The sequence below is a fragment of the Rhizobium sp. Root1204 genome (assembly GCF_001424965.1).
Classification (GTDB): domain Bacteria; phylum Pseudomonadota; class Alphaproteobacteria; order Rhizobiales; family Rhizobiaceae; genus Pararhizobium.
Genome location: NZ_LMCZ01000003.1, coordinates 120,612 through 147,603, shown reverse-complemented (window position 1 = coordinate 147,603; position 26,992 = coordinate 120,612). Strand labels below are relative to the sequence as shown.

24 protein-coding genes and 1 pseudogene are annotated in these 26,992 nt (G+C 60.4%); 23 read left to right on the top strand and 2 right to left on the bottom strand.

Going from position 1 to position 26,992, the window contains the following annotated elements; genetic code table 11:
- The 7 genes from ASC96_RS05205 (at position 1) to ASC96_RS05175 (ending at position 5,816) form a co-directional block, all read left to right on the top strand.
- Entirely contained in the window at positions 1-948 is a 948-nt protein-coding gene (locus ASC96_RS05205) for an ABC transporter substrate-binding protein (protein ID WP_060501992.1), read from the top strand.
- A gap of 74 nt (positions 949-1,022) precedes the next feature.
- Entirely contained in the window at positions 1,023-1,232 is a 210-nt protein-coding gene (locus ASC96_RS05200; RefSeq protein WP_156397401.1) for a hypothetical protein, read from the top strand.
- Complete coding sequence (locus tag ASC96_RS05195; protein WP_162246324.1) at positions 1,222-2,616, top strand: amidase; 1,395 nt, start codon at positions 1,222-1,224, stop codon at positions 2,614-2,616. Before ASC96_RS05200 ends, ASC96_RS05195 begins: the two co-directional genes overlap by 11 nt.
- Positions 2,617-2,652: 36 nt before the next feature.
- Positions 2,653-4,023, top strand: a complete 1,371-nt coding sequence (locus ASC96_RS05190) for an MFS transporter (protein ID WP_060501989.1) — start codon at positions 2,653-2,655, stop codon at positions 4,021-4,023.
- A 22-nt stretch (positions 4,024-4,045) separates the two neighbouring features.
- Positions 4,046-4,711, top strand: coding sequence for a nitrile hydratase subunit alpha (gene nthA / locus ASC96_RS05185; RefSeq protein WP_060501988.1), 666 nt, complete (start codon positions 4,046-4,048; stop codon positions 4,709-4,711).
- Complete coding sequence (locus ASC96_RS05180) at positions 4,708-5,427, top strand: SH3-like domain-containing protein (protein ID WP_060501987.1); 720 nt, start codon at positions 4,708-4,710, stop codon at positions 5,425-5,427. Before nthA ends, ASC96_RS05180 begins: the two co-directional genes overlap by 4 nt.
- Entirely contained in the window at positions 5,427-5,816 is a 390-nt protein-coding gene (locus tag ASC96_RS05175) for a nitrile hydratase accessory protein (RefSeq protein ID WP_162246323.1), read from the top strand. The genes ASC96_RS05180 and ASC96_RS05175 overlap by 1 nt, the downstream gene beginning before the upstream one ends.
- A gap of 247 nt (positions 5,817-6,063) precedes the next feature.
- Here the strand turns inward: ASC96_RS05175 and ASC96_RS05170 are convergent, their stop codons facing one another.
- On the bottom strand, positions 6,064-6,753 hold the full coding sequence (locus ASC96_RS05170) for a DsbA family protein (protein ID WP_060501985.1): 690 nt from the start codon (positions 6,751-6,753) through the stop codon (positions 6,064-6,066).
- A 93-nt stretch (positions 6,754-6,846) separates the two neighbouring features.
- On the opposite strand from ASC96_RS05170, the gene ASC96_RS05165 reads away from it, so the two are divergent.
- The 7 genes from ASC96_RS05165 (at position 6,847) to ASC96_RS05135 (ending at position 14,386) form a co-directional block, all read left to right on the top strand.
- The gene (locus tag ASC96_RS05165; protein WP_060501984.1) at positions 6,847-7,728 is read left to right on the top strand and encodes a LysR family transcriptional regulator; all 882 of its coding nucleotides are present in this window, start codon (positions 6,847-6,849) and stop codon (positions 7,726-7,728) included.
- A 425-nt stretch (positions 7,729-8,153) separates the two neighbouring features.
- Positions 8,154-9,389 (top strand): ABC transporter substrate-binding protein, encoded by a 1,236-nt coding sequence (locus tag ASC96_RS05160; RefSeq protein WP_082511952.1) that lies wholly within the window; start codon positions 8,154-8,156, stop codon positions 9,387-9,389.
- Between the two features lie 64 nt (positions 9,390-9,453).
- A complete protein-coding gene (locus ASC96_RS05155) occupies positions 9,454-10,335 on the top strand; it encodes a sugar ABC transporter permease (RefSeq protein WP_156397399.1) in 882 nt (293 codons plus the stop codon).
- A gap of 2 nt (positions 10,336-10,337) precedes the next feature.
- Positions 10,338-11,234 (top strand): carbohydrate ABC transporter permease, encoded by an 897-nt coding sequence (locus tag ASC96_RS05150; protein WP_060501982.1) that lies wholly within the window; start codon positions 10,338-10,340, stop codon positions 11,232-11,234.
- 2 nt (positions 11,235-11,236) lie between these two features.
- Positions 11,237-12,325, top strand: coding sequence for a sn-glycerol-3-phosphate ABC transporter ATP-binding protein UgpC (gene ugpC / locus ASC96_RS05145; RefSeq protein WP_060501981.1), 1,089 nt, complete (start codon positions 11,237-11,239; stop codon positions 12,323-12,325).
- A 24-nt stretch (positions 12,326-12,349) separates the two neighbouring features.
- Positions 12,350-12,694 carry an EthD domain-containing protein gene (locus tag ASC96_RS05140; protein ID WP_060501980.1) on the top strand — a complete coding sequence of 115 codons (345 nt, stop codon included), beginning with the start codon at positions 12,350-12,352 and terminating at the stop codon, positions 12,692-12,694.
- An 87-nt stretch (positions 12,695-12,781) separates the two neighbouring features.
- Positions 12,782-14,386 (top strand): glycoside hydrolase family 3 protein, encoded by a 1,605-nt coding sequence (locus tag ASC96_RS05135; protein WP_162246322.1) that lies wholly within the window; start codon positions 12,782-12,784, stop codon positions 14,384-14,386.
- Between the two features lie 104 nt (positions 14,387-14,490).
- On the opposite strand, the pseudogene ASC96_RS33705 reads toward ASC96_RS05135, so the two are convergent.
- A pseudogene (locus ASC96_RS33705) lies at positions 14,491-14,695 on the bottom strand (2-keto-3-deoxy-L-rhamnonate aldolase); the annotation flags it as partial.
- A gap of 167 nt (positions 14,696-14,862) precedes the next feature.
- Here ASC96_RS33705 and ASC96_RS05130 point away from each other — a divergent pair.
- From ASC96_RS05130 to ASC96_RS05090, 9 genes are all read left to right on the top strand, one after another.
- Positions 14,863-15,144, top strand: a complete 282-nt coding sequence (locus ASC96_RS05130) for a LuxR C-terminal-related transcriptional regulator (RefSeq protein ID WP_244481882.1) — start codon at positions 14,863-14,865, stop codon at positions 15,142-15,144.
- Between the two features lie 313 nt (positions 15,145-15,457).
- Positions 15,458-15,634, top strand: coding sequence for a hypothetical protein (locus ASC96_RS33290; RefSeq protein WP_060501978.1), 177 nt, complete (start codon positions 15,458-15,460; stop codon positions 15,632-15,634).
- Between the two features lie 198 nt (positions 15,635-15,832).
- Positions 15,833-16,861 carry a DUF3991 and toprim domain-containing protein gene (locus ASC96_RS05120; protein ID WP_060502066.1) on the top strand — a complete coding sequence of 343 codons (1,029 nt, stop codon included), beginning with the start codon at positions 15,833-15,835 and terminating at the stop codon, positions 16,859-16,861.
- 65 nt (positions 16,862-16,926) lie between these two features.
- Positions 16,927-17,532 (top strand): DUF1419 domain-containing protein, encoded by a 606-nt coding sequence (locus ASC96_RS05115; protein ID WP_060501977.1) that lies wholly within the window; start codon positions 16,927-16,929, stop codon positions 17,530-17,532.
- Positions 17,533-17,542: 10 nt separating this feature from the next.
- Positions 17,543-17,944: a DUF3085 domain-containing protein gene (locus ASC96_RS05110; RefSeq protein ID WP_060501976.1), complete on the top strand. Its 402-nt coding sequence runs from the start codon at positions 17,543-17,545 to the stop codon at positions 17,942-17,944.
- Positions 17,945-18,065: 121 nt separating this feature from the next.
- On the top strand, positions 18,066-23,168 hold the full coding sequence (locus tag ASC96_RS05105; RefSeq protein WP_060501975.1) for a DEAD/DEAH box helicase family protein: 5,103 nt from the start codon (positions 18,066-18,068) through the stop codon (positions 23,166-23,168).
- Between the two features lie 508 nt (positions 23,169-23,676).
- On the top strand, positions 23,677-25,500 hold the full coding sequence (locus tag ASC96_RS05100) for a ParB N-terminal domain-containing protein (protein WP_060501974.1): 1,824 nt from the start codon (positions 23,677-23,679) through the stop codon (positions 25,498-25,500).
- 94 nt (positions 25,501-25,594) lie between these two features.
- The gene (locus ASC96_RS05095; protein ID WP_060501973.1) at positions 25,595-26,071 is read left to right on the top strand and encodes a hypothetical protein; all 477 of its coding nucleotides are present in this window, start codon (positions 25,595-25,597) and stop codon (positions 26,069-26,071) included.
- A complete protein-coding gene (locus ASC96_RS05090; protein ID WP_060501972.1) occupies positions 26,068-26,958 on the top strand; it encodes a hypothetical protein in 891 nt (296 codons plus the stop codon). The genes ASC96_RS05095 and ASC96_RS05090 overlap by 4 nt, the downstream gene beginning before the upstream one ends.
- The last annotated feature ends 34 nt before the right edge of the window (positions 26,959-26,992 follow it).

The following is a 26,992-nucleotide window of genomic DNA, read 5'->3' as shown; positions in this document are numbered from 1 at the left end:
ATGCATAAGATTACCAGACGGCTCTTTTCCGGCGCACTGCTCGTGATGGCGGCGATTTCCAGTCCTGCCGTGGCGCAGGAACTGAAACCGCTGAAGATCCTCTATACGCCTTCGCCGGACTTTGCCGCGGCGCAGACTGCGCTGCAGGAGGGCATCTTCAAGAAGCACGGTCTCGATGTGAACCTCAGCCAGTATGTGGCGAGCGGGACGACCGCCGTGAACATGCTTGTATCCGGGTCGGTCGACATCACCATCGTATCGCCGTCCGTCGCGCTCCAGACCACGGATGCAGGACTTGATCTCGTCATCATCTCCGGCGGTGCCGTCCTGCCGTCGGATCACACATGGGGCATCTTCACGCTCAAGGACAGCGGCATCGAGACCGCAAAGGACCTCGAAGGCAAGACCTTCGGCATGATCATCACGACAGGCTCTTTCGAGATCTTCTTCAATAACTGGATGAAAAAGAACGGAGCAGATCCGACCAAGGTCAACATTGTCCAGGCTCCGCTCGCCAGCATGGCCGACTTCCTGACGAGCAAGAAGATCGATGCAGGCATCATCGCGACGCCCTTCTTCGAGGACTTGGTCGCCAAGACCGGGGCCAACGTGATCGGCAATATCGCAGATGCGCTTCCGCATCCCGTGATGATCAACTCCTGGGGTTCTACTCGCGAATGGGCCGAAGCACATCCTAATATCGTCAAGGCTTTCCAGGATTCCATGAACGAGGCCGCCGACTTCATGATCGCCAATCCGGAGAAAGGACACCAGGCGATGCTGACCGCGACGGGCCTAAAGCCGGAAATCGTAAACCGGACACCCTTCTCGAAGATCCAGCGCGGCGTCACGCCTGACGTCCTGTCGTGGTGGTACGACACCATGAAGTCCCGCGAGCTGATCGTCGCGGACTACGACCCGGCCACGCTGATCTATCGGGCCAAGTGACGTCAGACCAACTGGTGTCAAGCTGCCGACCGCCTCTTGGTCGGCAGCGCATATCCAAAACGCGGGGGATGAACATGACAGCGTCCAAAGGGACCGAGGCAGCATTGCTTCTGGCACTGGCTCGAACAGGGATCTCCGTGGATACAGACGACGTACCGTCGTTGGCCGCCGCCTTCGAAGTCCGGGGCCAGCGCGCTGCAAGGGTGCACGCGTTCCCGCCACGATCGGCATTCCCCGCATTCGACTACACGATACCCGAGATGGACCATGGTCATGACGACTGATCCCTGCCGCCTTTCGATTGCCGACGCTGGCGAGGCCCTGAGGGCCGGAACGTTGACGTCCGTCGCCCTGACGGAATCCTGCCTTTCGCAGGTGCGCCTGTGGGAACCCGTGGTCAAGGCCTTCATCACTCTGACCGAAGACCGGGCGCTGTCAGACGCGCGGCGCGCAGACGAACAACTCAGCGTGGGGATCGATCTTGGACCGCTGCACGGCATTCCTGTCGGTATCAAGGACATCTTCGACACCCGCGGGGTGCGCACGACCTGTGGCTCCCGTCTTCTACTAGACAATGTTCCGGACACCGACAGCACCGTCGGATCGCGTCTCGCCCTGGCGGGTGGCGTCTTTCTTGGAAAGACGAACACCTACGAATTCGCGATCGGCGACCGTGCGGACGATCTGCCGTTTCCTCCTTCGATGAACCCGTGGAAGCTTGATCGGATCACGCCCGGCTCCTCTTCGGGTTCGGCGGTTGGTATCGCGACGAGCATGATGCGGCTCGCCACCGCAACCGACACGGGCGGCTCGATCCGGCTTCCGGCGGCATGCTGTGGCATCGTCGGTCTAAAGCCGACCTTCGGGCGCGTCAGTCGCCAGGGTGTCTTCCCATTCTCGCATTCATGCGACCATGCGGGCCTCCTGACCGCCACCGTCGAGGACATGGCGGTCGGCATGCAGGTCATCGCCGGATACGATCCTCAAGACCCGGCAAGCGCCGACAAGCCTGTACCGGACTATCGCCACGCCCTGGACCTTGGTGTCGTTGATCTCAAGATTGGCGTCGACATGCGGTTCGTGGAGCACGGAGCGGTCTCCGATACCATGCAGGAGGAGTTTGCTCGTGTCCTCCAGCTCCTCCAGAACTCGGGTGCGCAGATCGTCGATATCAGCCTGCCACGTTACGACGCCTTCGCAGCCTGCGGCAGTGCCGTCATCGGCGTCGAAGGACTGTCGGTCCATCATCGCACGCTTCAGACGCAGCCGGAGATGCTGAGCAGGGCCCTTCGGCACGGGTTCATCCCGGCTATCGCCGTATCCGCGCTGGACTACGTGCAGGCTCAGAAACTTCGTCGCGATCTGGCTATGGACATCAACGCGGCCCTTACCGATGTCGATGTCATGCTCTGCCTGGTCACGACGGGCGGGGCCCTTCGTTACGATCCGGTTCCGGACAGCACAATGTTCGGGCGGACGATTCCTTTCAACATCACGGGTCACCCTGCAATGAGCGTGCCCACCAACGCTGACCACGACGGGCTACCTCTTGGCGTCCAGGTCGTCGGCAAGCCGTTTGACGAGGCGATGGTCCTGCGCGTCGGGAAGGTTATCGAGGCCAGAGCCGGGTGGCTGGGACGTGCCCCGGCCTTCCCACCATGTCCCTGATCACCGACCCATCTTCCAATTATACAAGGCATGCCAATGACAACCCTTGATGCAGAGGCATCCACCGGCGGGCTCGGACAGCCTGCGCGGTCCCTGGCCATCTCCGCGGTCCTGATCGCGTTCAATCTTTCCACGCTGATGGTGTCGATTGCCAATGTCGCGCTTCCCACCATCGCGAAGGACCTCGGCATCCAGCCCGCCGATGCGATCTGGATCATCACCATCTACCAGTTGGCGGTCATCGCTTTCCTGCTCCCGATCTCCTCGCTCGCGGACATCATCGGCTATCGGCCAATCTATCTTGCCGGCCTTTTCGTTTTCGTCTGCGGCAGTGCGGTCTGCGGCATGTCGGGATGGTTCGAGACGGTGCTCTTTGGCCGCTTCCTGCAGGGGCTTGGTGCAGCGGCAATCCAGGGCGTCTACGTCTATTCCATGGCTCACATATTCCCACGGCACCTCGTCGGACAGGGCGTTGGGCTTGGAACCCTGACGTCCCAGATCACCGCCATGCTGGCTCCGACCATCGCGGGTGCGATCCTTCTCTTCGCTCCCTGGAACTGGCTGTTCCTTCTCGTGGTCCCGATCGGCATCGTTGCGCTCGGCGTGTCTCAGGCTGTTCTGCCAAGCGCAAAGGGCCGGGCGAGGAAGCTTGACATCGTTCCGGTCGTCCTCAACGTGCTGTCGTTCGGCATGTTGATGCTCGGTCTGGAGCGCGTCCTGCGCAGCCCCGGAAAGATGCTCTGGGGTACGGTGATCGCGATGGCGGTACTGCTCGGTGCGATCCAGATATGGATGCAGCGCAGGTCTGCGACCCCGCTGATACCTGCGGACCTGTTCAGGAACCCGGCGTTCTCTCTCACGATGATGACGACGTTCTTTTCGTTCGCGGCATCTGGCGTGGCCTTGGTGGCTCTGCCGTTCTATCTGCAAAACGTCCTGCATTTCACACCACAGCTTACAGGTCTCTTCCTGAGTGCGTGGCCGATTTCCGCCGCAGCGAGCGGCCTGGTCATGGGCTGGTGGTTCCGCGATGTTTCGCCGGGGCGGGTCGGTGCGGCAGGACTTGTGACCATGGCACTCGGTTTGATCGCTCTCGCTTTGCTTCCTGAAAACCCGTCGCATCCATGGATCGCCATATGCCTGGCGGCGGGCGGCCTCGGTTTCGGTGCCTTTGTGACGCCCAACGTGAAAGCTATTATCATGATGGTGCCTCTTGAGCGAAGCGGCGCTGCCAGCGGAATGCAGGGTGTCTCACGTCTTTTCGGCCAATCCCTTGGTGCGATCATCGTTGCGGTCGCTCTTGCGGGCGCCGGGGTAGACTGGAGCATGTACGCTCTCAGCGCCGCCGCGACTCTGGCGGTTCTGGGTGCCATTACCAGCGCCCTGAGACGGATCGCCCAAGTCTGAGAGAACACACAGGAGTGCCAAAATGGGTTCCGACCACGAGCATCACGATTACCACAAGCCTGGCCGCGATGATCATCATGACCATAGCCATGTACCTTCCGAGATGGCCCTACGAGTGAAGGCGCTCGAGTCGATCCTCTACGAGCAAAAGATCCTGGATCCGGCGGCCGTCGACGCCGCACTGGAGTTTCTCGAGACGGAGATCGGCCCGCACAACGGTGCCCGTGTCGTCGCCCGGGCCTGGTGTGACGAAGAGTTCAGACAGTGGCTTCTGAAGGACGGGGGCGCTGCGGTCGGATCGATGGGCTTCAACGGCTGGCAGGGCGGCAATGTCATTGTCGTGGAGAATGAGGACGGCCTTCACAACCTCGTCGTCTGCACGCTTTGTTCCTGCTATCCGGTGCCGCTGTTGGGCCTGCCGCCAGCCTGGTACAAGTCCAACAGCTATCGAGCCCGCTCTGTGAGGGAACCGCGGACCGTTCTTTCCGAGTTCGGGCTGGACCTTCCGGAGACAACCCGAATCCGGGTCTGGGACAGCACGGCGGACAACCGATATCTCGTCGTGCCTCAGCGTCCGGCTGGCACAGAGGGCTGGAGCCAGGGACAGCTCGCGGCTCTCGTGACGCGCGATTCCATGATCGGAGCCGAGATCCTGTCGGCACCCTCAGACGAAAAGAGATCCCAATGAACAGCGCCGACCTCGGTGGAAAGAACCTGCGCGAGCCGCTGCCGGACAGGACGCAGTCCAGCTACTCGTTTCATGAGGAATGGGAGAAGCGCTTCTACACCGTCTGGTTCGCACTTGTGGGTTACAGCCGTGCCAGCGGCGATGGACGTCTCTTGCGACCCGGGCCCGGCGTGCGCTGGGCGATGGAGCAGACGGAGCCGTCGCTCTATATGCAGCAGAGCTATTACGAGCGATTCCTATATCCGATCGAGCGGGCCGCTGTCGCCTCCGGCATGGTGTCAGAGGCCGAACTGGCCGCACGGCGCGAGATCCCATTCGAAATCCCTGCGTCCCGCCCGCCAGGGACGTCGGAATTTGCCCCGACAGCCGAGCAGATGAGCGTCATCATGCATCGGAACATGATACCTGCCATGCCGGAGACGCGGCCCGCGCAATTTGCGATCGGGCAGCCTGTGCGCGCGGTCGGCACCGGCATGGAAGGCCATACCCGCCTTCCTTCATACGCTCTCGGCAAGCGCGGGGTCGTCACGGGCGTCCGCGGCGTGTTCAATCAGAACGATGCGATGGCCATGCGAAGCAAGGCGGTGCCGGAACACGTCTACAGCGTCACGTTCCAGAGTTCCGAACTTTGGGGCAACGCCGACCAGGCTGACGAGGTCTGCATAGACATGTGGGAAGGCTACCTGGGGGCCGAACCGGAAGAGGGGATCCAATGATGACCGAAGAGACCATCCACGACATGCCAGGGTCCACAGATGAGGCCCGCTCCGCTCCTGGCTCGAAATTCCAGGAGGCATGGCAAGCGACCGCCTACGTAGTCGCGATCAAGCTTTCCGAGATGGGTTACTTCACCTGGAGCGAGTGGACGCATGCTCTTGGCAGGGAACTGCGGGCGCATCACGACGGCGAGACATCGACTTACCACGAGCACTACTACGATCTTTGGCAGAACGCTCTGGAAGCACTTCTCGTCGAGAAAGGCGTGATAACGGACCCGCACGTCGCGGAGAGGGCGGCCATGTGGCGTCGCGCCTACGAACTGACGCCTCATGGAAGTCCCGTAGAACTTGCCGCCGCGATGATGTCGGCAGGATCTCACGACTGACGAGCATTCCCATTTGACCCTGCTTTTGGCGTTCATCATTTGTCCCGTCGGATCAAAAAACTCTACAAATAGAGCTGGCTCGGGTAAATTGCGCAGCAGACACCTGCAAGCCGTCCGGCTGCTGCCTCCATCACACCTTTCGACCTGACGATAGGTTTCAAGACCGGAGTCGGGAATGACGTTTCGCCAACGGCAAGCATATCGGAATGCACGCGCTTGAGGGCTTCCGCACTCTGTCGTGGGCCGCTTAGTTGACCAGGCTACGGTGATGCTCGACGGTCTTTTTGACCTCAGAAATCAGGAGATCAGGACCGCCATAAAGCGTATTGGATTCAAGCGTATAGACTCGTTCTTCAATATGGATCAACACTTGGGGGACACCTCGTATACCGAGCTTTCCCATGAGCGCCTTGGTCTCTCGGACTCGTCGATCTGTCTGGCTCGATAGCTCGTGATCATCGTTGAGCGCTTGGGCGAAAGCCTGTTCGTTGGACGGACGTCCAACTGCGACCAGCAGCTCCGCTGCCACCCTTCCGATGACCCTCGCCGATGCCGTGTCTTGGCCCTGTACGTAGCGCGCCACCTGGAGGTCGTGCAGAAGCCTTGGCTCCAAGGTCCTGTCGATCCTGCGGACAGCTGTGAGCGCACGATTGATGGGCCCTGAGTCGAACTGGATATCGGTGCCAAGCAGGACATCCTGATGATACGCAGTGCTGAAGACCAAGCCCGTGCGAGCGCCGATGCGTTGATCGTTCGTCCAGGCATAGTCGGCCCATTCGAGATTTAGAGGGCGTGCACCGGCACCCGAGAACAGCCCACTCGGATGCATCTCGAGTTGGTCGGAGTATGCTTGCACCAACCCTTGCAATGCAGGTGCGCTCGCATAGCACCAACCGCAGAGCGGATCGTAAATGTAATTGATCTTGAAGCTATTCATCGATCCCCATCCTGTTGAGACCCACTATGTATTCGATTGCTGCGCGCTGAAATACCCGTCAAATAGGAACAGTTTGTTGCATAAGGTACTCAAATGGATCGCTTCATCTCTGCCGAAGTCTTCATCGAAACAGTGGCTAGGGGCAGTATCTCGGCCGCCGCGACGCGGTTGGGTATGTCTCGGTCGATGGCGACGCGATACATCACCCTTATCGAAGAATGGGCGGGGGCTCGTCTGCTACATAGAACAACGCGAAAGATCAGCCTGACTGCGGCCGGCGAAGAGATATTGCTGACCTGCAAGGAGCTTGTCGCACTGGCTCAAGAGGTTAAGTTAAAGGGATCAAACGCCGATGGCGTTCCCAAGGGGCTATTGCGGGTAACGGCGTCGTCGATCTTTTCGGAATATTGCCTGACCGATCTTCTGATGGACTTCCTAAAAGCCAATCCGACCGTCGCCATCGATTTACAGGTTGTCGACCGCGTCACAAATCTAGCCGAAGATGGCATCGACCTCGCGATCCGCGTCACGAAGGCTTTGGATCCCAATCTGATCGCACGCAAACTGGTGGACTGCCCTTCGGTCGTCTGTGCGAGCCCGGCTTACCTCGCGGCGCATGGAACGCCAAGCTCTGTTGGTGATCTGACGGCGCATAACTGCCTGACCTACGCATATTACGGGCGCAGCCTCTGGCACTTTCGCGTGGGCAGCAACGATGTCGCGGTCCCGGTCTCCGGGAACTTCAGCACGAACGAAGCATCTGTCGTCATGCGGGCAGCCACCAGCGGGGGCGGGATTGCTTTGTTACCTCGGTTTGCTGCAGTCGACGCGATAGCCGAAGGACGGCTAGTGCCTATACTGGACGACGTCGAAGTCGAGACTCTGGGTGTCTTTGCGGTTTATCTATCGCGCCAGAAGATGCCGCTCTCCCTCAGGATGTTGATCGACTTTTTGACCAAAAACCTCAGGACGTAGGAGCGAGAGACAGGTCTCACGGGGACGACAGGCGTCCTCCCCGTGAAGTGCTCAAGCGTCGAGATAGCAGACTTCGAGAGAAGATTATTCATGCGAGGGCTCCAAACGCACAGCTGAGACGAGCCAGATCTGGCAGGGCGGAACAATCGCAGTGAAATACGGCATCACCGGACCATTTTTCGCGGTCATCATCATTCGCTTTTCCTGGCTGATCACAGCTGACGCGGCCGTACCGATGGCGATCAGTTCCGCATTGAGGCTCCCCCCTCACCGAGGCGGCCGGCCGCATTGGCGCGCAGATTGGCAAGAGAAGCCAAACGATTGGCATAGAAAGACGAGTGCGCCTTCATCAGGCCGACTAATCAGATAGTAGCCTCCGGGTTCACCGGGCTCACCTCAAAATCAAACTCCTTGGGGGATTAGTCATGAAAGTTCTAGCGTTTGCCCAATTATTGCTGTGCACTTCGGCGCTACTGGTGTCGCAAGCTTCTGCCCAGGAACTGAAACGGGCCGACGTCATTCATTGGTGGACATCGGAAAGCGAAGCGAAATCGGCCAAGGTATTTTCCGATGCGTTCAAGGCTGCTGGCGGTGAGTGGGTCGACGCTGCTGTCGCTGGAACCGATGCTGCCAAGGCGGCCGCGGCGACGCGCATCCAGGCAGGCGATCCGCCAGCCGCCGTGGTGTACAACTCGGTCAAGGACATTGATGATCTGGTTAAAAACGGACAGATTTCGACCCTGGACGATGTCGCGGGAGCCGGTAATTGGAAAGCGAACATGCCCGCCGCCATTTTGAATGCTGTTACGCGTGATGGCCACGTTTATGGTGCGCCGATCAACCTAGGTGTGAACAATTACCTGTGGTCTTCCCCAATTGCACTCGCAAAAGTCGGGGTCACTGAGCCACCGAAAACCTGGGAAGAGTTCTTTGCGGTCGGCGACAAGTTAAAGCAGGCCGGCGTCATCCCATTTGCTCAGTCGGGCATGTGGTACTGGTATCTGATGACATTCGGCAACGTGCTGGCAACCCAGAGCACCGATGCCTATACCAAATTCCACGTGATGGATCCGTCCGTGTTCGAAATGCCAGAATTTAAAAAGGCGGTCGAAATCTTCGCTCGTCTGCGCGAATATTCTGATTCCGGCGTACCAGGACGAGAGTGGAACCTTTCGAACGCGATGGTCATGCGTGGCGAGGCCGCCTTTCAGTTGATGGGTGACTGGGCCAAAGGGGAAATTCTCGCTGGCGGCATGACACCGGGCAAGGATGTGCTTTGCACGGTCGGTCTCGACAATTCGCCCGTCTCGATCAGCGGCGATATTCTCGCGTTCCCGGTCAATACGAACGAAAACACGGTGGAAGCTCAAAAGCTGCTTGCGAAGGTCGTGACGACACCAGAAGTTCAACTCGCTTACAGCCTAGCCAAGGGGTCCTTGCCGGTGCGCACCGATATTGAGGGCGCCGCATTCGATACGTGCGCGCGAGTTGCCGTGGAACAGCAGGCGGCACATTCCAGCGTGCCGGGCTATCCGGTTTTGCTTTCCCCCGACGCCGCGGGGTCAATCGCTGACGTGCTGGGTAATTTCTGGGTCGACACCTCCGCATCCGGCAGTGATCTGATCGGCCAGTTGGAGGATGGATTCTCCTCTCTGAATTGAGAGGTTGCGCCGTGCTGTCCTTCGTAGACGACGCCGAAGTTCGAATTCCGCAAGGATTATTCAATTGAAGAAACCGTTTACTGGCATCGGCGCGCATATTGCACTTGCACCGGCGTGGATCATCCTGATTGTTGCCTATATCGGCACGGTTCTGTGGACCGTGCAGATCTCATTCACCGATTCCAAGGTCGTTCCCGTCAGTAATTTTGTCGGCCTTGAGCAGTATGAACGATTGTTCGGCTCGTTGCGCTGGTTGCAATCCCTTCAGAACGTGCTGGTTTTCGGTGTCCTGTTCATCGCGGGATGTCTCGTCGTCGGCTTCATTCTGGCAGTGCTGCTTGACCAGAAGATCAGGGCGGAAGGGGTTTTCCGCACGATATTTCTTTATCCGTACGCGGTCTCATTCATCGTGACCGGCCTTGTCTGGCAATGGATTCTCAATCCGACACTCGGGCTTCAGCATGCGGTCCAGGGGCTCGGATGGGAGACGTTTACGTTTGATTGGCTGGTAAGGCCGGACAGAGCAATTTTCGTGATGGTAATCGCTGGAATCTGGCAGGGCGCGGGTCTTGTTATGGCTTTGCTGCTGGCCGGCCTACGTGGCGTTGACGGTGATCTCTGGAAAGCCGCGAAGATCGATGGCATCAGCCCGATCCGCTACTATTTGCGCATCGTGTTGCCTATCCTGACGCCGACGATTGCTTCCGCTGTCGTGCTGTTGGCCCTCGGGGTCGTCAAGGCCTACGATCTTGTCGTGGCGCTGACCGGCGGCGGCCCTGGAACGGCAACGGAGATGCCAGCAAAATTCGTCATGGACTATCTGTTTGGCCGACAGAACCTTGGTCTCGCGACCGCCGCCTCCACCGTCATGCTGTTGAGCGTGGTCGCCGTGCTGGCCCCCTGGCTCTATTTCCAGTCCTATCAAAAGAAACGCAAGGCGGGTTGACCATGGCCAAGAACATCTTTCCTGACCACGCCAGCGGCGCACGCCCACGTCGGATCGTGGCAGGACGTGTCGGTTTGTATGTTTTTCTGGTCGTTTCTGCTGTCGTCTTCCTGTTTCCGCTTTATGTCATGGTGGCCACGTCGCTGAAGAGCATGGACGAAGTTCGACAGGGTTCGATCTTTACTTGGCCTGTCTATCCCTCGATCGAAGCTTGGAAGACCGCTTGGTTCAGCGCCTGTACCGGGTTGAGCTGTGATGGCGTCCAAGCTGGCTTTCTGAATTCGATCAAGATCCTCATTCCCAGCACGCTGTTGCCGATCGCGCTTGGTTCAGTCACTGGGTATGCCCTGTCATTCTGGCGTCCCAAGGGTGGCAATATTCTTTTTGGAGGGCTGCTACTTGGCATGTTCGTGCCCTACCAGGTGTTCATCTATCCGCTCGTGCGTTCACTTGCGACCGTCGGGCTATACGGAAATCTGGGCGGAATCGTTGCTGTGCATACGATTTTCGCGATGCCGATCATGATCCTTTTGTTTCGCAATTACTATGCGGCATTGCCTCTCGATCTCTTCAAAGCCGCGCGCGTCGATGGCGGGAATTTCTGGACGATCTTCTGGAGATTGATGCTGCCAATGTCAGCGCCGATCATCATCGTTGCGGTCATCCTGCAGGTGACGGGTGTGTGGAACGACTTCCTGTTTGGCCTGATTTTCGCCGGACGGGACAACCTTCCAATGACCGTCCAGCTCAACAATATCGTCAACACCGCACGCGGGGCGAAGGAATATAACGTCCATATGGCGGCAACCATCCTCACGGCGATGCTACCTCTCCTCGTTTACTTATTTTCTGGCCGCTGGTTCGTGCGCGGGATCGCCTCCGGTGCTGTGAAAGGCTGATCATGTCCAATGTTTCCGTACGAAATCTCGACATCACATTCGGGGCTACCAAAGTCATCACGAACCTCGATCTTGAAATCGCCAAGGGAGAATTCCTAGTCCTTCTGGGGTCTTCCGGCTGCGGCAAGTCCACCTTGCTGAACTCGATCGCGGGGCTTCTTGAGGTTTCCGCCGGACAGATCTGGATCGGGGAGAAGAATGTGACCTGGGCTGAGCCGAAGGATCGCGGTATCGGCATGGTGTTTCAGTCCTACGCGCTTTATCCGCGCATGACCGTAGGGCAGAATATGTCCTTCGGGCTGCAAATGGCGGGCATGCCCAAGGAGGAGATTACCCGACGCGTCGAAGAAGCCGCACGCATGCTGCAATTGAAACCTCTGATGACCCGTCGCCCCTCCGAGCTTTCCGGAGGGCAACGGCAGCGCGTCGCCATCGGCCGTGCATTGGTTCGCGACGCCGGCGTATACCTCTTCGATGAACCCCTTTCCAATCTCGACGCCAAGCTCAGAACCGAACTGCGCGTTGAGTTGAAAAAGCTGCATGCCAGCCTGGGTTCGACGATGATCTATGTGACGCATGATCAGATCGAGGCGCTGACTTTGGCGGACCGTATCGCCGTCATGCAGGGGGGCGTCATTCAGCAACTGGCGTCGCCGGCGGAGATTTATGAGACCCCGGTCAACCGATTTGTTGCAGGGTTTGTCGGTTCGCCGGGCATGAACTTTCTCGAAGGAAGGTTCAAGATATCCGGTGACGTTATCTTATTTTCGACGGAGGGCGGGGAGCTCGATGTTTCAGGATATGGCTTTGCCACGAAACCCGGCAACGGGCAAACTGTGACCCTTGGCATCCGTCCCGAACAATTGAGCCTTGAAGGGACGGAAAACCGGAAAGCGAGTAAGCTGACGGTTTCCGTCTTCGAGCCGATGGGTGCCGACACCCTGATATGGGGCACGGTTGCAGGGCAGGGCGTTTCGATGCGCATCGACGGCGAACGCCGCTTCACACCGGCCGGCGGCGACATGCTCGATGTATTCTACCGGCCGGACCGCCTGTCGATGTTCGACCAAACAAGCGGAAACCGCATCTGACCAAGCAAAAGGGAGAACCAATCAGTGTACACTGTTGCTTTCATTTTCAAACGGAAACCCGGTCTATCGGCGGAGGAGTTCCTCGCCTACTACCGGGATCGCCACGGTCCATTGATGATAGACCTCATCAAGGACAAGGGGCTGATATCCTATGAACATTTCCCGGTCGACACGTCTGTAACCGACGGCCGTTACGTCGCTGAAGGCGGCCCGGGCTTCGATGCAATTTCGATCTACAGCTTTGGCAGCAAGGAAGAGGCTGAAGCCTGCTGGGCGATTCCGGAGGTTATCGAAGATAGTGCGGCGTTCATCGATTTCGATACGATGGTAACCCTGCCTGCAAATCGTCGAACAGTATTTCCGGTGTAATGAATGAATGTTCTAGCCAGCCTTACACAGCCGCCCTTCAATCTTGATGGAGAAGCCATCGCCTGGGTTGAACGATTGCTTGCAAGCTTGACCCTGGAGGAAAAGCTGCAGCAGCTTTTCGTCCACCTCACGATCGGCGACGAGCCTGGACCTATCGAGTCTCTGATGGCGCGCAAACCTGGGGGTATACACCGGTTTTTCGGCAATCAGTTGGATGAAGCCTGGCGTGGAACCCGCCGCGCGTTGGAACTGGAAACGTTGCCCCTGTTGGTAACCGGGGATCTCGAAGCGGGTGGCCACGGTCCATACAGTATGAGCCGGATGCCCAACCAACTGGCGACGGCTGCCGCGAATGATCTGGAGCTGTCAGACAGGCTGGTACGGGCGCTGGCGCGAGAAGGCCGGGCTTTGGGCTTCAACTGGTCCTTCACACCGGTGGTGGACGTCAGCAAGAACATCCACAGCTCCATCGTCGGTACCCGTTCCTACGGTTCGAACATCGAGGCGATTATCGCTCAGGCTGTCACTCACATCCGGGCGCTACAGGAAAGCGGCATTGCCGCCACAGCAAAGCACTGGCCGGGCGAGGGGTTCGATCAACGCGATCAGCATCTGGTAACGACGATCAATCCGCTGTCGACGAGCGAATGGAACGACACGTTCGGCCGGATCTACCGGGCCGTATTCGATGCGGGCGTGATGACAGTCATGTCCGCCCACATCGCCTTGCCGAGCTGGGCCGAGAAACTCGGCGTTCCCGAGGGCGTGGAGCGCTACTGCCCCGCTTCCCAATCTGCGGCTCTCAATTTCGGCCTGATGCGCGACGAGCTTGGCTTCAACGGGCTGATCGTTTCGGACGCAACCGAGATGGCCGGGCTCGGGTCGTGGACGAACCGCGCCACCGCGGTGCCGCAGGTGATCGCAAGTGGATGCGACATGTTCCTGTTTTCAAAGGATGCCGATGCCGATCTGGAGCTGATGAGGCAGGGAATGCGGCGTGGCGTTTTGACGGAGCAGCGCGTCGAAGATGCGGTAACCCGGATACTGGGTCTCAAAGCCGCCCTTGGCCTGCACAGCAAGAGCCGGGACGAACGCCTGCCAGCGTTGGATGTCGTGCGAGCTGAGGTTCGCAGTTCTGACAACCAGGAGGTCGCTCGCGCGGTTTCCTCCAAAGCCGTCACACTGGTAAAGGACACCCAAAAGACCTTGCCTCTCACGGTCGATCAGCATCGTCGCATTGTGGTTGTTTCGTCGGGTACCCGTGAGCACCCGATCAGTGGAGCACCCAAACAGCTCGACGGTGTTGTGGAGGGATTGAAAGGCCTGGGCTTCCATGTTCGCCATTTCGATCCGGCGCAGCCGCCAACGCCGGAAAATACCGATCTCGTGCTTTATGTGCTGGCAGTGGAATCCGCGCTTACCCTGTCGCGAATCTTCCTCGATTGGAACCTCGATCACGGCGGCTTCCCGCACTCCCTGGATAGGTTCTGGCGGGAGATCCCGACGGTTATGGTGTCTTTCGGACATCCTTATTATCTCTTCGACGCACCTCGCGTGCCGACCTATGTCAACGCCTACAGCACGATTGAGGCCGCCCAGGAGGCGGTTGTACGAAAGCTGACCGGGGCAGAGGAATTCGCGGGCGTGAGCCCTGTTGACGCCTTCTGTGGATTGCCGGACGCTCACTACTGAGTGCAAACGTTGCCGGGTTGCGAGCACTCGATGGCAGAAGATCCTTTGCACGGCGGTGAGTGGATCAGAAAGTTGATGGCGCCTCTCTCCGGCGGCAAACTTGATCAGTATACGCTTGCGGCAGCAGCGGTATGCCGATCCGGTTCCACTCCTAAAATCCTGAAGGAGTTTGGAAGTTGCGTTTGCGAGGAAGGTGACATTGTTTCCGATGGCGACGAATGTTGCGCCGATGTCGATGTAGCGTCTGGCAAGGGCCAGATCGGCGATCAGGGTGCCGGCGGCCTTACTATGGGACTGGATCTTGCGCAGGTCGACCTCGACTACCAAAAGTTCCATAAGTATGGTTATGTGAGTCGTTATAACATAACATGCGAATACTTAAAAGAAAGATTTCGAACTCCCAGACTCCTCCCGGGGCACCTCGGCTGCCGTCGCACAGGTCTCGGCGGCAGCCACTTTTCTCGGGCATTGCCGTATTGGCCTCCACCGAGACTTCGATGTTGGCGTCCGGTACCACATCTGCCGCAAACGCGGCGCAACTGAATGCGATTTTTGTCATGAAGGAATGGATACTTTCGCCCCTTGAAAAGACCTGCCTTCGGTGGATATCTCGAGGCAGGACCGTCGCCGAAATCGCCGCGATTGAGGGCAAAAGCGTCGCCGACATCGAGAGCTGCCTGGAAAGTGCGTTGATCGCATTGGAGGTAAAATCGATAAAGGAGGCGCTTCAGAAAGCGGACCTCGGTGAGTCCGATTGACTTGATAGATTTCTACAGGCGCTCTTGCCGCCGGCTTGAAAACGGAACCGACCATGCTGCCGAGAGCGCGGGGAAGCAAATGGCACAAGCACGAAAGCCGAGCGGAAATCTGAGTTCCCAGCGGAAGCAAACCAATCCCGCTCTCTTGTGATGGCGTCCTGGCTCGGTTCCGGATCTTCCACGATCAACCCGTAAAGGGTCCGCTAGCGAGCTGCGGCCGCTATGGCTTCGCCTCGCGGTGATCGCGCCCGACCCGAGCCTTTTGAGGAGCCATCGAGCGGGAATTGGCCCGCTCCCGGATGGAGCATCTCATATGTCGCACGATCTTTCCCTTGCACAGTCCCACGCCTTCCAGCTTTCCCGTGACCTCATGGTCCCGGTCACCGTCTTTAAGGTCGACGGCGAATACGGCGTCCTGCCCTCTGACGAGATCGACGCCGACGACGATCTTGCGATCGTGCACGAATTTTTTCCCTGGCCGGCGCATTGAGCCAGCCTTTGCCTTTGGCGTGCCGCTTGCGCGCTGCACGCCGCAAGGGAGGCTTCGCCGCGGTCAAGCATTGCATGATCCGACAATTGCCAGCCGCGCCCTTGCAGCCTTTGCTCTTCGCGGCTGGCCGAAGCGTGCCCGCGAAGCGACGGGCAAGGAGAGGCAATGGAGGCCGATCGCAGTGCGATCGGGAGCAAAATGAAAAGAAGAGAGATAGAGGCGCTGCGTGAGCAGGTGAGCTGCGCGGCCGTTCTTGAACGGGCGAGGTTCGCAATCGACATCAAGGAAAGCACCCGGCGGGCAGTCAAGTTTCGCCGTGGTGGCGAGATCATCATCGTCATGCATGAGGGGCGCGGATGGTTCGATCCGCTCAGCGATGCGAAAGGCGATGTCTTCGGGCTTGTCGAGCATCTCGATCATGTCGGTTTTCTCGAAGGCGCCGATAGGGTCGCGGATCTCGTTGGTTTCGGGATCACGGAACCGGAGTGGCAGCCTGCGAGGCGTGGTGAAGGACTCAACCTCTCCGTCCCTAAGCGTTGGCAGGCGCGCCGCAGCCCATGGCCCGGATCATCGACATGGCGCTACCTTAATAGTGAGCGCTGGCTGCCGGCGCCTTTGCTCCATGCTGCGATCAACGCCGACCTGCTTCGGGAAGGCCCCTATGGCAGCATGTGGGCAGCTCATACGGACAATGCTGGCGTGGTGACCGGCTGGGAGGTACGGGGGCCACAATACCGGGGGTTCGCCTCTGGCGGAACGAAGGTTCTCTTCCGTATCGGGTTGGATACTGCGTTGCGCCTGGCCGTCACCGAAGCCACGATCGACGCCATGAGCCTTGCAGCGATCGAGGGGTTGCGCGACGGCACGCTCTATCTAAGCACCGGCGGTGGATGGTCGCCGGCCACGCAAGCCGCGCTGCGGGAATTGGCCTCCCGACCTGACGCCCGGCTGGTCGCGGCGACGGACGCCAATTCTCAAGGGGATGTGTTTGCGGAGCGGTTGCGGGCGCTCGCCGAGGATACCGGGTGCGACTGGACGCGGCTGCGCCCGCCCAAGGAGGATTGGAACGAGACCCTGAAAATCAGGGAAAAGCAAAAACGGGAAAGAGAGGAAAGTGGCGTGCCGCATTCGCACCGCCCGCGTCAAGGGAGGCTTCGCCCGGCGGAGCCGGCCCTTGACCCGGCCGGCCGCGATGCCGGCGGCTCGGAAGGGGTCATGAAGGACTGAAGAGGATGGCGAGGTCGAGAGGACGGCGCCGCACTTCGGTCCGAAAACACGCAAAGGAGCCGCAGATGATCCCCTCTCCCGCAACCGCCAAGGTTTTTCAGGGCGTCGCAAGCCGCCAGCAGATGTTCCGCATGTTCGACCGTCACGCCCAGCGCCCTAACCGTTGGGACGGCGATGCCGCGCCAATCTACTCAGGCGAATGGTTCGAGATCGGCGAGACTGAACATGATTATATGTTCGAGATCCTGCCGCCGTTGTGGATCCGAGGGTCCATGTTCGCGATGCGCGAATTCATGACCGGCTCGGTGACATCAGTGTTCTTCGCGCTCAGGATCGACGAAATCATCCGCTATTTCCATGGCTATTGCGATCTTTCCGACAAGGCATTCGTCGAAACGATGCGCGTCGCCATCATCGAGCGCGAAAGCCGTCCGACGCGAGCCATGACGCGGGAAGAGCGGCTTGAGAATGTCTGGAGCATCACGGCGGATGGCTATCGCGGCTATGCCGGGGACAGATGGCCGGAGGCCGCCCGCGGCAAACGCACCGTGATGCTCTATGGCGGCAACGAGGGCACTTTCCTGAAGCTGCTCGACGATCTCACTGACGAGGAGATCGCTGCGAAGCTGCCGGTGCATCTTCGCCACCTTCCCTCCCCGATCGCCGCGTGAGGAAGTAGCCATGTTCACTTTCAGCGTGATCGAGGTCCCTGCGGTAATCGCGCGCGGACGCAGTGACGCGGAAGCCAATGGCGGCTTCCGCAACCCCCACTACGGTCTCCTCCCAGGCAAGGACGAACGGCCCGGTCTGTGGATCGTCGGCGACGAAGGCGTCTATCTGCTTTCCAACGGCAAACTGGCAGAGGGTCAAAGGGCGCTCGTGGTCTATGCCGACGAGTGCGATCCGAAGACCAATCCGGACTGCTGGCATTACAAGCGTCGGTATTTCGGGGGAGACGACGGCATCGTCTTCATCGCCGGCGAGAGCCTGGAAGCCATGCTTTCCACAAACCCCGAAGCCACGCATCTGCGGGCGGAGTTTACGCCGGAAACCATGCAGCTCTCCGTGATCACGCGCTCGTAGCTCGCGATCGGTGCCACCGGACGAACCAGGTCCAAATTCCCCCACCTCATTTTCATCCGCCTTCGCAGCCACGGGACCATGTCCCATGGGCGATGGCGCACATCCTCGAAAAGGAGCTTCCATGTCCCACGATCCCTTCACCTTCGATATGTTCGGCAGCAGCGCATTGTCGTCCGGCCTCGGTCTGGGCGTCACCGCGTTTGGCGGTTTCGCCGCCAACGACGACAATCCCGATCCGACACCGACCTCCCCGACGCCGGCATTGCCTCTGCCAGCTGCGAAGCGGCCGGCGACGCGGAGACAAGGCGAGCGAACCAACTTCCATCTCAATGACGGCGACGACCGCGGCTTGGCCGCGACCTGGAAGGAGCGGGCGAAGGCAAATCTTGCGGCCATCCTGACTACCACCGAAATCGAAAAGCAGGATCGACCCGCCACCCGTGACGAGCAGGCGAGGCTGATCCGCTTCACCGGTTTTGGCGCATCGGAACTCGCAAACGGCATGTTCCGGCGTCCAGGCGAAGTCGATTTCCGGGAAGGCTGGGCCGACCTCGGCAGTTCACTGGAAAGTGCCGTCACCGACGCCGACTATGCTTCGCTGGCGCGCTGCACCCAGTATGCCCATTTCACCCCCGAGTTCATCATTCGCGCAATCTGGGCCGCCCTTCGGCGTCTCGGCTGGCGTGGCGGACGTGTTCTGGAGCCAGGGATCGGCACGGGACTGTTTCCGGCGCTGATGCCAACAGCTCTCAGGGATACCAGCCATGTTACCGGAATTGAACTCGATCCGGTGACAGCGCGGATTGCCCGGTTGCTTCAACCGAAGGCCCGGGTCATCAACGCCGACTTCGCGCGCACCGATCTCAACTCGATCTATGATCTCGCCATCGGCAACCCGCCCTTCTCCGATCGAACGGTTCGCTCGGATCGGCAGTACCGTCCGCTCGGTCTCCGGCTGCACGACTACTTCATCGCCCGGTCGATCGATCTCTTGAAGCCTGGCGCACTCGCCGCTTTCGTCACGAGTTCGGGCACGATGGACAAGGCGGACGCGACGGCCCGCGAGTATATCGCCAGATCCGCCGACCTGATCACCGCCGTCCGCCTGCCCGAGGGCAGCTTCCGCCGCGACGCCGGCACGGACGTAGTGGTGGACATCCTGTTCTTCCGCAAGCGCCGGATCGCCGAGCCGGAGGGCGAGCTGTCGTGGCTCGATCTGGAGGAGGTGCGCCCGGCCACATCCGACGACGGTGCAATCCGCGTGAACCGCTGGTTCGCGCGGCACCCGGATCTCGTGCTCGGCGAGCATGCCTTAACGTCTGGCCCGTTCGGTGAGACCTATACGTGCCGGCCACGCGCCGATGAAGATCTCGAAACGGCACTGAAGGCCGTGATCGCTCTTCTTCCGGAGGATCGGTATGACGGCGAGCCGTCGCAGATCGACATCGATCTGGAAGAGGAACTGGGCGAGATCGTCGATCTCCGCTCTGGCAACGACAAGGTCCGCGAGGGCAGCTTCTTCATCAATAACCGCCACGGTCTCATGCAAATGATCGACGGAGTGCCGCTCGCGGTTTCGGTGCGGAAAGGCCGGTCAGGCGAAGGCCTGTCCGAAAAGCATGTCCGGATCGTCAAGAAGCTGGTTCCGATCCGCGATGCCGTGCGCGAGGTTCTCAAAGCGCAGGAGCTGGACCGACCGTGGCGAGATCTGCAGGTTCGGCTGCGCATCGCCTGGTCGAGTTTCGTGCGCGACTTCGGGCCGATCAACCATACGACGGTTTCGATCTCGGAGGATGAGGAAAGCGGCGAGGTCCACGAAACCCATCGCCGGTCCAATCTCCAGCCGTTCCTGGACGACCCGGATTGCTGGCTGGTCGCCTCGATCGAGGATTACGACATTGAGACCGATACGGCAAAACCCGGCCCGATTTTCACCGAGCGGGTGATTTCTCCTCCCGGATCACCCGTCATCACCTCGGCGGCTGATGCGCTGGCTGTCGTCCTCAACGAACGCGGCCGCGTCGATCCCGAGCATATTGCCGAGTTGCTGCATCGTGATCCCGGCGGTGTGATCGACGAACTCGGTGACGCCATCTTCCGCGATCCCGCCGACGGGTCATGGCTGACGTCCGACGCCTATCTCTCCGGTTCGGTCCGCACGAAGCTCATGGTCGCCGAGGCAGCCGCGTCGCTTGATCCAGTCTATGAGCGCAATGTCCGCGCGCTGCAGGATGTCCAGCCCGCCGACCTCCGGCCGTCGGATATCACCGCCCGTCTCGGCGCGCCATGGATTCCGGCTGCTGATGTCGTCGCCTTCGTCAAGGAGACGATAGATGCCGACATCCGGATCCATCACATGCCGGAACTCGGGTCATGGACCGTCGAGGCACGGCAGCTTGGCTACAACGCCGCCGGCACCTCCGAATGGGGCACAAGGCGGCGCCATGCCGGCGAGCTGCTGGCCGATGCGCTGAACAGCCGGGTTCCGCAGATCTTCGACATGTTCAAGGACGTCGGCGGTGAACGCCGTGTCCTGAATGTCGTCGATACCGAAGCGGCCCGCGACAAGCTGCAGAAAATCAAGGAAGCATTCCAGTCCTGGGTCTGGACTGATCCTGATCGAACCGACCGGCTAGCGCGAGTCTACAATGACCGGTTTAACAATATCGCGCCGCGAAAGTTCGACGGCTCCCACCTGAAACTGCCCGGCGCCTCTGGCGCCTTTGTTTTGTATGGGCACCAGAAGCGCGGCATCTGGCGGGTTATTTCTGCAGGCTCCACCTATCTCGCTCACGCCGTCGGCGCCGGCAAGACGATGACGATGGCCGCCGCCATCATGGAGCAGCGCCGTCTCGGCCTGATCGCCAAGGCGATGCTGGTGGTGCCGGGCCATTGCTTGGCGCAGGCGGCGCGCGAGTTCTTCGCCCTCTATCCGAACGCTCGTATCCTCGTCGCCGACGAGACCAATTTTACCAAGGACAAGCGGGCACGTTTCCTGTCCCGCGCCGCCACGGCCACCTGGGATGCGATCATCATCACCCATTCCGCCTTCAGGTTCATCGCCGTGCCGTCGGCGTTCGAGAGCCAAATGATCCAGGACGAGCTGGAGCTCTACGAGGATCTTCTGACCAAGGTGGACAGCGAGGATCGGGTGTCGCGCAAGCGGCTCGAGCGCCTGAAGGAAGGTTTGCAGGAGCGGCTGGAAGCGCTCTCAACCCGCAAGGACGATCTTCTTACGATCTCGGAAATTGGCGTCGATCAGATCATCGTCGACGAGGCGCAGGAATTCCGCAAGCTCTCCTTCGCGACCAATATGTCGACACTGAAAGGCATCGACCCGAACGGATCGCAGCGGGCCTGGGACCTCTATGTCAAGTCCCGCTATATCGAGACCAAGAATCCCGGACGCGCGCTCGTGCTGGCCTCCGGCACGCCAATCACCAACACGCTCGGTGAGATGTTCTCGATCCAGCGCTTGCTCGGCCACGAGGCGCTCCGCGAACGGGGCCTTCACGAATTCGACGCCTGGGCCTCGACCTTTGGCGACACGACGACCGAACTCGAAATCCAGCCGTCCGGCAAATACAAGCCGGTGAGCCGGTTCGCGAGCTTCGTCAACGTGCCCGAGCTGATCGCCATGTTCCGCTCGTTCGCCGATGTGGTGATGCCGGAGGACCTGAAGCAATATGTGAAGGTCCCGGCACTCTCGACTGGTCGGCGGCAGATTCTGACGGCGCAGCCGACGCCGGCCTTCAAACTCTATCAGCAGATCCTCGACAGCCGCATCAAGGCGATCGAGATGCGCGAGGCGCCGGCTCAGCCCGGAGACGATATTCTGCTGTCCGTCATCACCGACGGCCGCCATGCGGCGATCGACCTGCGCCTGGTCATTCGGGCAAACGACAACGAGCCGGACAATAAGCTCAATCTCCTCATCGAGAATGCCTTTCGCATCTGGAAGGAAACGAGCGAACACATCTATCATCGCCCGGACGGCAAGCCCTTTGAGCTTCCGGGCGCCGCGCAGATGATCTTTTCGGATCTCGGCACCATCAATGTCGAGAAGGCGCGCGGCTTCAGCGCCTATCGCTGGATTCGCGACGAACTGGTCCGTCTTGGTGTCCCGCCATCGGAAATCGCCTATATTCAGGACTTCAAGAGGACCGAAGCCAAGCAGCGCCTGTTCGGCGACGTCCGTTCGGGCAAGGTTCGCTTCCTGATCGGCTCCTCGGAAATGATGGGCACCGGCGTCAACGCCCAGCTCAGATTGAAGGCGCTGCATCACCTTGATGTGCCGTGGCTGCCGTCACAGATCGAGCAGCGCGAGGGCCGCATTGTCCGCCAGGGCAATCAGCATGATGTCGTTGACATCTTCGCCTACGCCACGCAAGGGTCACTGGATGCTGCGATGTGGCAGAATAACGAGCGCAAGGCCCGCTTCATCACTGCTGCCCTTTCCGGCGACACCTCGATCCGCCGGCTGGACGACCTGGGTGAAGGCCAGGCCAACCAGTTCGCCATGGCCAAGGCGATTGCCTCGGGCGACGAGCGCCTGATGCAGAAGGCTGGTCTCGAAGCCGATATCGCTCGTCTCGAGCGGCTACGCGCCGCCCATGATGACGACCTGTTCGCGGTGCGCCGACAGGTCCGGGACGCCGAACGCGACATTGAGGTCTCGACCCGGCGGATCGGCGAGATCGGCAAGGACATCGCGCGGCTGGTTCCGACTGCGGGAGATGCCTTCACAATGACCGTCACAGGTCTTTCATACGACGAGCGAAAGGACGCCGGCCGCGCGCTGATGAAGGAGATCCTCACCCTCGTCCAGCTTCAACAGGAGGGTGAGATCGTCATCGCCTCCATTGGTGGCTTCGATCTCGTCTATGACGGCGAGCGGTTCGGCAGGTCCGACGGTTATCGCTACACCACCATGCTTCAGCGCACGGGCGCGGACTACGAGATCGATCTCGCCGTCACCGTGACGCCGCTCGGCGCCGTCTCCCGCCTCGAGCATGCGCTGGATGATTTCGACGGGGAGCGGGAACGTGATCGCCAGCGGCTGGAGGAAGCGCGCCGGCGTCTTGCTTCCTACCAGTCCCGTCAGGGTGGCGATTTTGCCTTCGCGAGTGAGCTGGCCGAAAAGCGTCGCCAGCTCCGGGAGGTTGAGGCGGAGCTCGCGGCCGAGGCGCGCGAGGCAGGAGCCTCTGCCAGGGAGGCAGCCTGATTTTGGAAGCAGTGCAGCATGTGCATAGGTGCATTGCACAAAAAATGTTTTCCATCTGATCAAAATATCATCATAGTGCACACAGCTGATGCACATGGCGGTCTCCTCCCAGTGCCGCCGCAACAGCTGTTCCCCTCTGGAGGTTAAATAACCTTCACACTTCATGGGCCTCGGTTCTTCCGACGGCCCATTTTTTTTGTTCCCGCTCAACCCGGATTCCGAGCTCTGCGCTTATCGGAAGAAGTTGGGAAAGGGAGAAGGAGAAAGGGAAAGATAACCGGTCGCAGATCGGTCCTCCCGTCGCCGCTGGCGCTCAACCTCGGCCTGCGCATCCCGGCCACTCGTCCTTCGCAAGGCTGTTAGCCTCGCTTGTCCTTCGCGGCAGGGCCGCTCGCCCGCAGTTGCGCCGGTCGGGCCGCTTTGCGGTCCGGGAGATGTCTTCAGGAAAAATGAAGACAGGAAGGACCGGCAGAAGGCCGCGTCCGCATCCCCGGAAAGGAACACTCCCATGCAACTCATGAAGGTCGATCCGCGTGCGCTGAAGGACAATCCCGACAATACGCGCCAGTCGAAGTCGACGCCCCAGGCCGACGCGTTGCTGCTTGCGACCATCAAGGCCGTCGGCGTCATCCAGCCGCCCGTCATTTTCGCCGAAGCCGGCGGCAACGGCTATGTCATCGAAGCCGGTCACCGGCGCACCCGCATGGCCATCGCCGCCGGCATCGAGGAAATCGATGTTATCGTCGTCGAGGCGGCCAACGATAATGGCGCAATGCGTTCGATGATCGAAAACATCGCGCGCGAGCCGCTCAATCCGGTCGACCAATGGCGTGGCATCGAGCGCCTCGTTGCACTCGGTTGGACCGAGGAGGCGATAGCGATCGCGCTGGCCCTGGCGGTCCGTCAGATCCGCAAGCTTCGTCTGCTCGCCAACGTCCTGCCGGCGATGCTCGACCATATGGCCAAGGGCGACATGCCGTCCGAGCAGCAGCTCCGAACCATCGCAGCCGCTCCGCACGATGAGCAGAAGGAAGTCTGGAAAGCGCAAAAGCCGAAGAAGGGTGATACGGCGGCCTGGTGGGCGATTACCAACGGCCTCGTCAAGACCCGCATGTTCGCACGCGATGCGAGTTTTGGCGACGACCTCCGCCAGGCCTATGGGATCGAGTGGGCGGAAGACCTGTTCGGACCGGCCGACGAGGATAACCGCTACACGACGAACGTCGAAGCCTTCCTCGGTGCGCAGCAGGAGTGGATGAGCAGCAATCTTCCCAAGAAAGGCGCCATCGTAGAAGTCAGCAATTTCGGCCAGCCGCAATTGCCGCCGAAGGCGGAGCGCGTCTACGGCAAGCCCGGCAAGGGCGATTGCACCGCCATGTATCTCGACCGTGACGGCAAGGTGCAGACTGCTCACTTCCGGATGCCGGAGGTCAGACAAGTCAAGGGCAAGGCTGATCCGACCGCGCTCGGCGGCGAGGACGGAAACGAGGGTATCGATGTCGCAGCCAAGACCCGGCCGGACGTGACACGAAACGGCGTCGACATGATAGGCGATTTTCGCACGGACGCGCTGCACGAGGCACTGGCACGAGCGCCGATCGAGGACGATACCCTCATGGCGCTGCTCGTCCTCGCATTCGCCGGGCAGAACGTCTCGGTCGATTCCGGCTCCGAAACCTCCAACCATCTCTACGGCTCCAGGCGTTTCGCCCGGCACGCCGTCCGGCTGATCGGTGAAAGCGGCAAGCTGGAGTTCGACATGGACGCACTTCGTGTCGTGGCCAGGTTGACCCTGATCGACGCCCTGTCGGCCCGGACCAATCGTACGGATAGCGGCATCGTTGTTCGGATTGCCGGTGATGCCGTCGGCGCCGACGCCTATCTTCCCAACATGGGCACGGAGGAGTTCCTCGCGTGCCTCTCGCGCCCCGCGCTAGAAGCGTCCTGCGGCGGCACGAGTGTTGCCCCCCGCCCGCGCGTCAGGGACACCCGCGCTGCCCTTGTCGAGCACTTCAAGGACGAACGCTTCGTGCATTCGGCCGCCCTCTTCCCACCCGATGACGCGAAGCTGGCCGAGTGGCTGGTCAAGAACATGGAGCATGACAGCGAGGACGACGATGCACCCGTCGACGGGCCGATCGGCGGCATCGAGAACGGCGCCGACGGTGAGTCTGATCCGTCGATCGAGGACGACGCAGTCGACAAACCGCATGTTCCGGAAGCCCAGGACGACCGCAATGCGGCGGACGCTGACCTCGAAGACCTGGACGATGCCGACGCTGACACCAGCACTGAGGATCCCGAAACCGCTTACGGAATCGCGGCCGAGTAGGTGCCTCCCAAATTTTCATTCCGACCAATACCGCCGCCGGCCATCACCGGCGGCGGCTTTTTTCCAGCATCCGCCATCCAACAGGAGAAAGCGCATGTTTGCGTTTCTGATTTACGAACGCGCTCCGATCGGCTCCATTGTCGCCTGGTCCGACGGCACGCCCCGCCCGCCCGAACGCCACAGACAAAAGCTCGCCGCTTGGGAGAACCGCAACAGCAAGGGTCGGCTGATCCACAAGCAGGGCAAGCGTGGCATCGGCAATGTCCACCTGTCGCCCGAATTTACGCTGCATGAGGGCGATTTCGGCGCCAATGGCGTCATCACGATCCGCATCCACCGGACGTTCTCGCTCGACAGCAGCCTCACATTCAAGGTGATCGAGCGCCCGCGGCTCGGCCACATCAGGGTTTTCGACCGCGCCGGCGACAACGCCAAACTCGTCCACCTCGCCGCCAATCGCCAAGCGGCGGAGGAATGGTTGACCCGGCATGGCTATCCCAATGCCGTGCTGGAAGAGGTCACTGCCGATGAAGTGGCGGCCGATCACGTCGAAGGGAGGGCTGCGGCATGAACCCGCCCGCTCTCCAAGCCCCAGAAGCTGCCACCCCTGAAGGTTCAGGGATGGAGTTTGGCCGCAGCGCCGATGACCTGCCCGTCGCGCGTATCGGCGATCTTGTCTTCGCCATGGTCCCGGCACGAAACGGCCGGCATTTCCTCGCCAGCGCCTGGCGAGTGTCGCGGCCGCTTTCCGAGCTCAATCGCGACGACTTCTACTCGCATCATGGCGCCGTTGTGGATGAGGCGGAATTTCGGGCACGGATGATCGAGCAGGCCGAGCACAGCCGCGAGTTCAGGGCGCTCGCCCGGCCAACTGTTCGGATGAACTGCTCGACACCATGGGGATCGTCGCAGGGCGCCAACGTCTACGCGGCGGGTATCGTCGCTCACACCACTGCCGGGCATGGCGGATTCAAGCTGTCCAAGGAGCGCAATGTCAAAATTCATCCGATGCTTCGTTGCGCCGGCGGCTGGTACGAAGAAGATGCCGCGTGGGCTGCAGTGGCCCTCGCCTATCCGAACCTCTTTACCGCATACGAGCGTAAGTGTGCCGATCGGACGATCCGGGATTCGTGGCCCAATGCCCGGGAATCGATCTTCGGCCGTCTGCTTGCGCCCGGTGAATCCCATGAAAAGGATCGCCGCACCTTCGAGCTGGAGCATGCCGGCGACTGGATCGTCATCTCCGCGCTACGCTCGGAGCAGCATGCCGGTATGACCGAAGTCATCGCCACGATTGGCGGCGTGCGGGCCAGCCGTGCGGAAGAGCGCCGCTTTCTCGTACCAAGCGACGAGTACGCGGTTGGCCGATTTGGCTTCGTCATCGATCCGGCGCGCCACGCTGCCTATAACGGACCGTCGTCTTTCATCAACTGGCAGGCGCGGGTGATCAGTCCATGAATCCGGTCAGTCCCCGCGTTCTTCTGTCCCGCAT

Coding starts and splice junctions, on each gene's coding strand:
- ASC96_RS05205 (WP_060501992.1), top strand. CDS start 1: ATGCATAAGATTACCAGACGGCTCTTTTCCGGCGCACTGCTCGTGATG.
- ASC96_RS05200 (WP_156397401.1), top strand. CDS start 1,023: ATGACAGCGTCCAAAGGGACCGAGGCAGCATTGCTTCTGGCACTGGCT.
- ASC96_RS05195 (WP_162246324.1), top strand. CDS start 1,222: ATGACGACTGATCCCTGCCGCCTTTCGATTGCCGACGCTGGCGAGGCC.
- ASC96_RS05190 (WP_060501989.1), top strand. CDS start 2,653: ATGACAACCCTTGATGCAGAGGCATCCACCGGCGGGCTCGGACAGCCT.
- nthA (WP_060501988.1), top strand. CDS start 4,046: ATGGGTTCCGACCACGAGCATCACGATTACCACAAGCCTGGCCGCGAT.
- ASC96_RS05180 (WP_060501987.1), top strand. CDS start 4,708: ATGAACAGCGCCGACCTCGGTGGAAAGAACCTGCGCGAGCCGCTGCCG.
- ASC96_RS05175 (WP_162246323.1), top strand. CDS start 5,427: ATGACCGAAGAGACCATCCACGACATGCCAGGGTCCACAGATGAGGCC.
- ASC96_RS05170 (WP_060501985.1), bottom strand. CDS start 6,753: ATGAATAGCTTCAAGATCAATTACATTTACGATCCGCTCTGCGGTTGG.
- ASC96_RS05165 (WP_060501984.1), top strand. CDS start 6,847: ATGGATCGCTTCATCTCTGCCGAAGTCTTCATCGAAACAGTGGCTAGG.
- ASC96_RS05160 (WP_082511952.1), top strand. CDS start 8,154: ATGAAAGTTCTAGCGTTTGCCCAATTATTGCTGTGCACTTCGGCGCTA.
- ASC96_RS05150 (WP_060501982.1), top strand. CDS start 10,338: ATGGCCAAGAACATCTTTCCTGACCACGCCAGCGGCGCACGCCCACGT.
- ugpC (WP_060501981.1), top strand. CDS start 11,237: ATGTCCAATGTTTCCGTACGAAATCTCGACATCACATTCGGGGCTACC.
- ASC96_RS33290 (WP_060501978.1), top strand. CDS start 15,458: ATGTCGCACGATCTTTCCCTTGCACAGTCCCACGCCTTCCAGCTTTCC.
- ASC96_RS05120 (WP_060502066.1), top strand. CDS start 15,833: ATGAAAAGAAGAGAGATAGAGGCGCTGCGTGAGCAGGTGAGCTGCGCG.
- ASC96_RS05115 (WP_060501977.1), top strand. CDS start 16,927: ATGATCCCCTCTCCCGCAACCGCCAAGGTTTTTCAGGGCGTCGCAAGC.
- ASC96_RS05110 (WP_060501976.1), top strand. CDS start 17,543: ATGTTCACTTTCAGCGTGATCGAGGTCCCTGCGGTAATCGCGCGCGGA.
- ASC96_RS05105 (WP_060501975.1), top strand. CDS start 18,066: ATGTCCCACGATCCCTTCACCTTCGATATGTTCGGCAGCAGCGCATTG.
- ASC96_RS05100 (WP_060501974.1), top strand. CDS start 23,677: ATGCAACTCATGAAGGTCGATCCGCGTGCGCTGAAGGACAATCCCGAC.
- ASC96_RS05095 (WP_060501973.1), top strand. CDS start 25,595: ATGTTTGCGTTTCTGATTTACGAACGCGCTCCGATCGGCTCCATTGTC.
- ASC96_RS05090 (WP_060501972.1), top strand. CDS start 26,068: ATGAACCCGCCCGCTCTCCAAGCCCCAGAAGCTGCCACCCCTGAAGGT.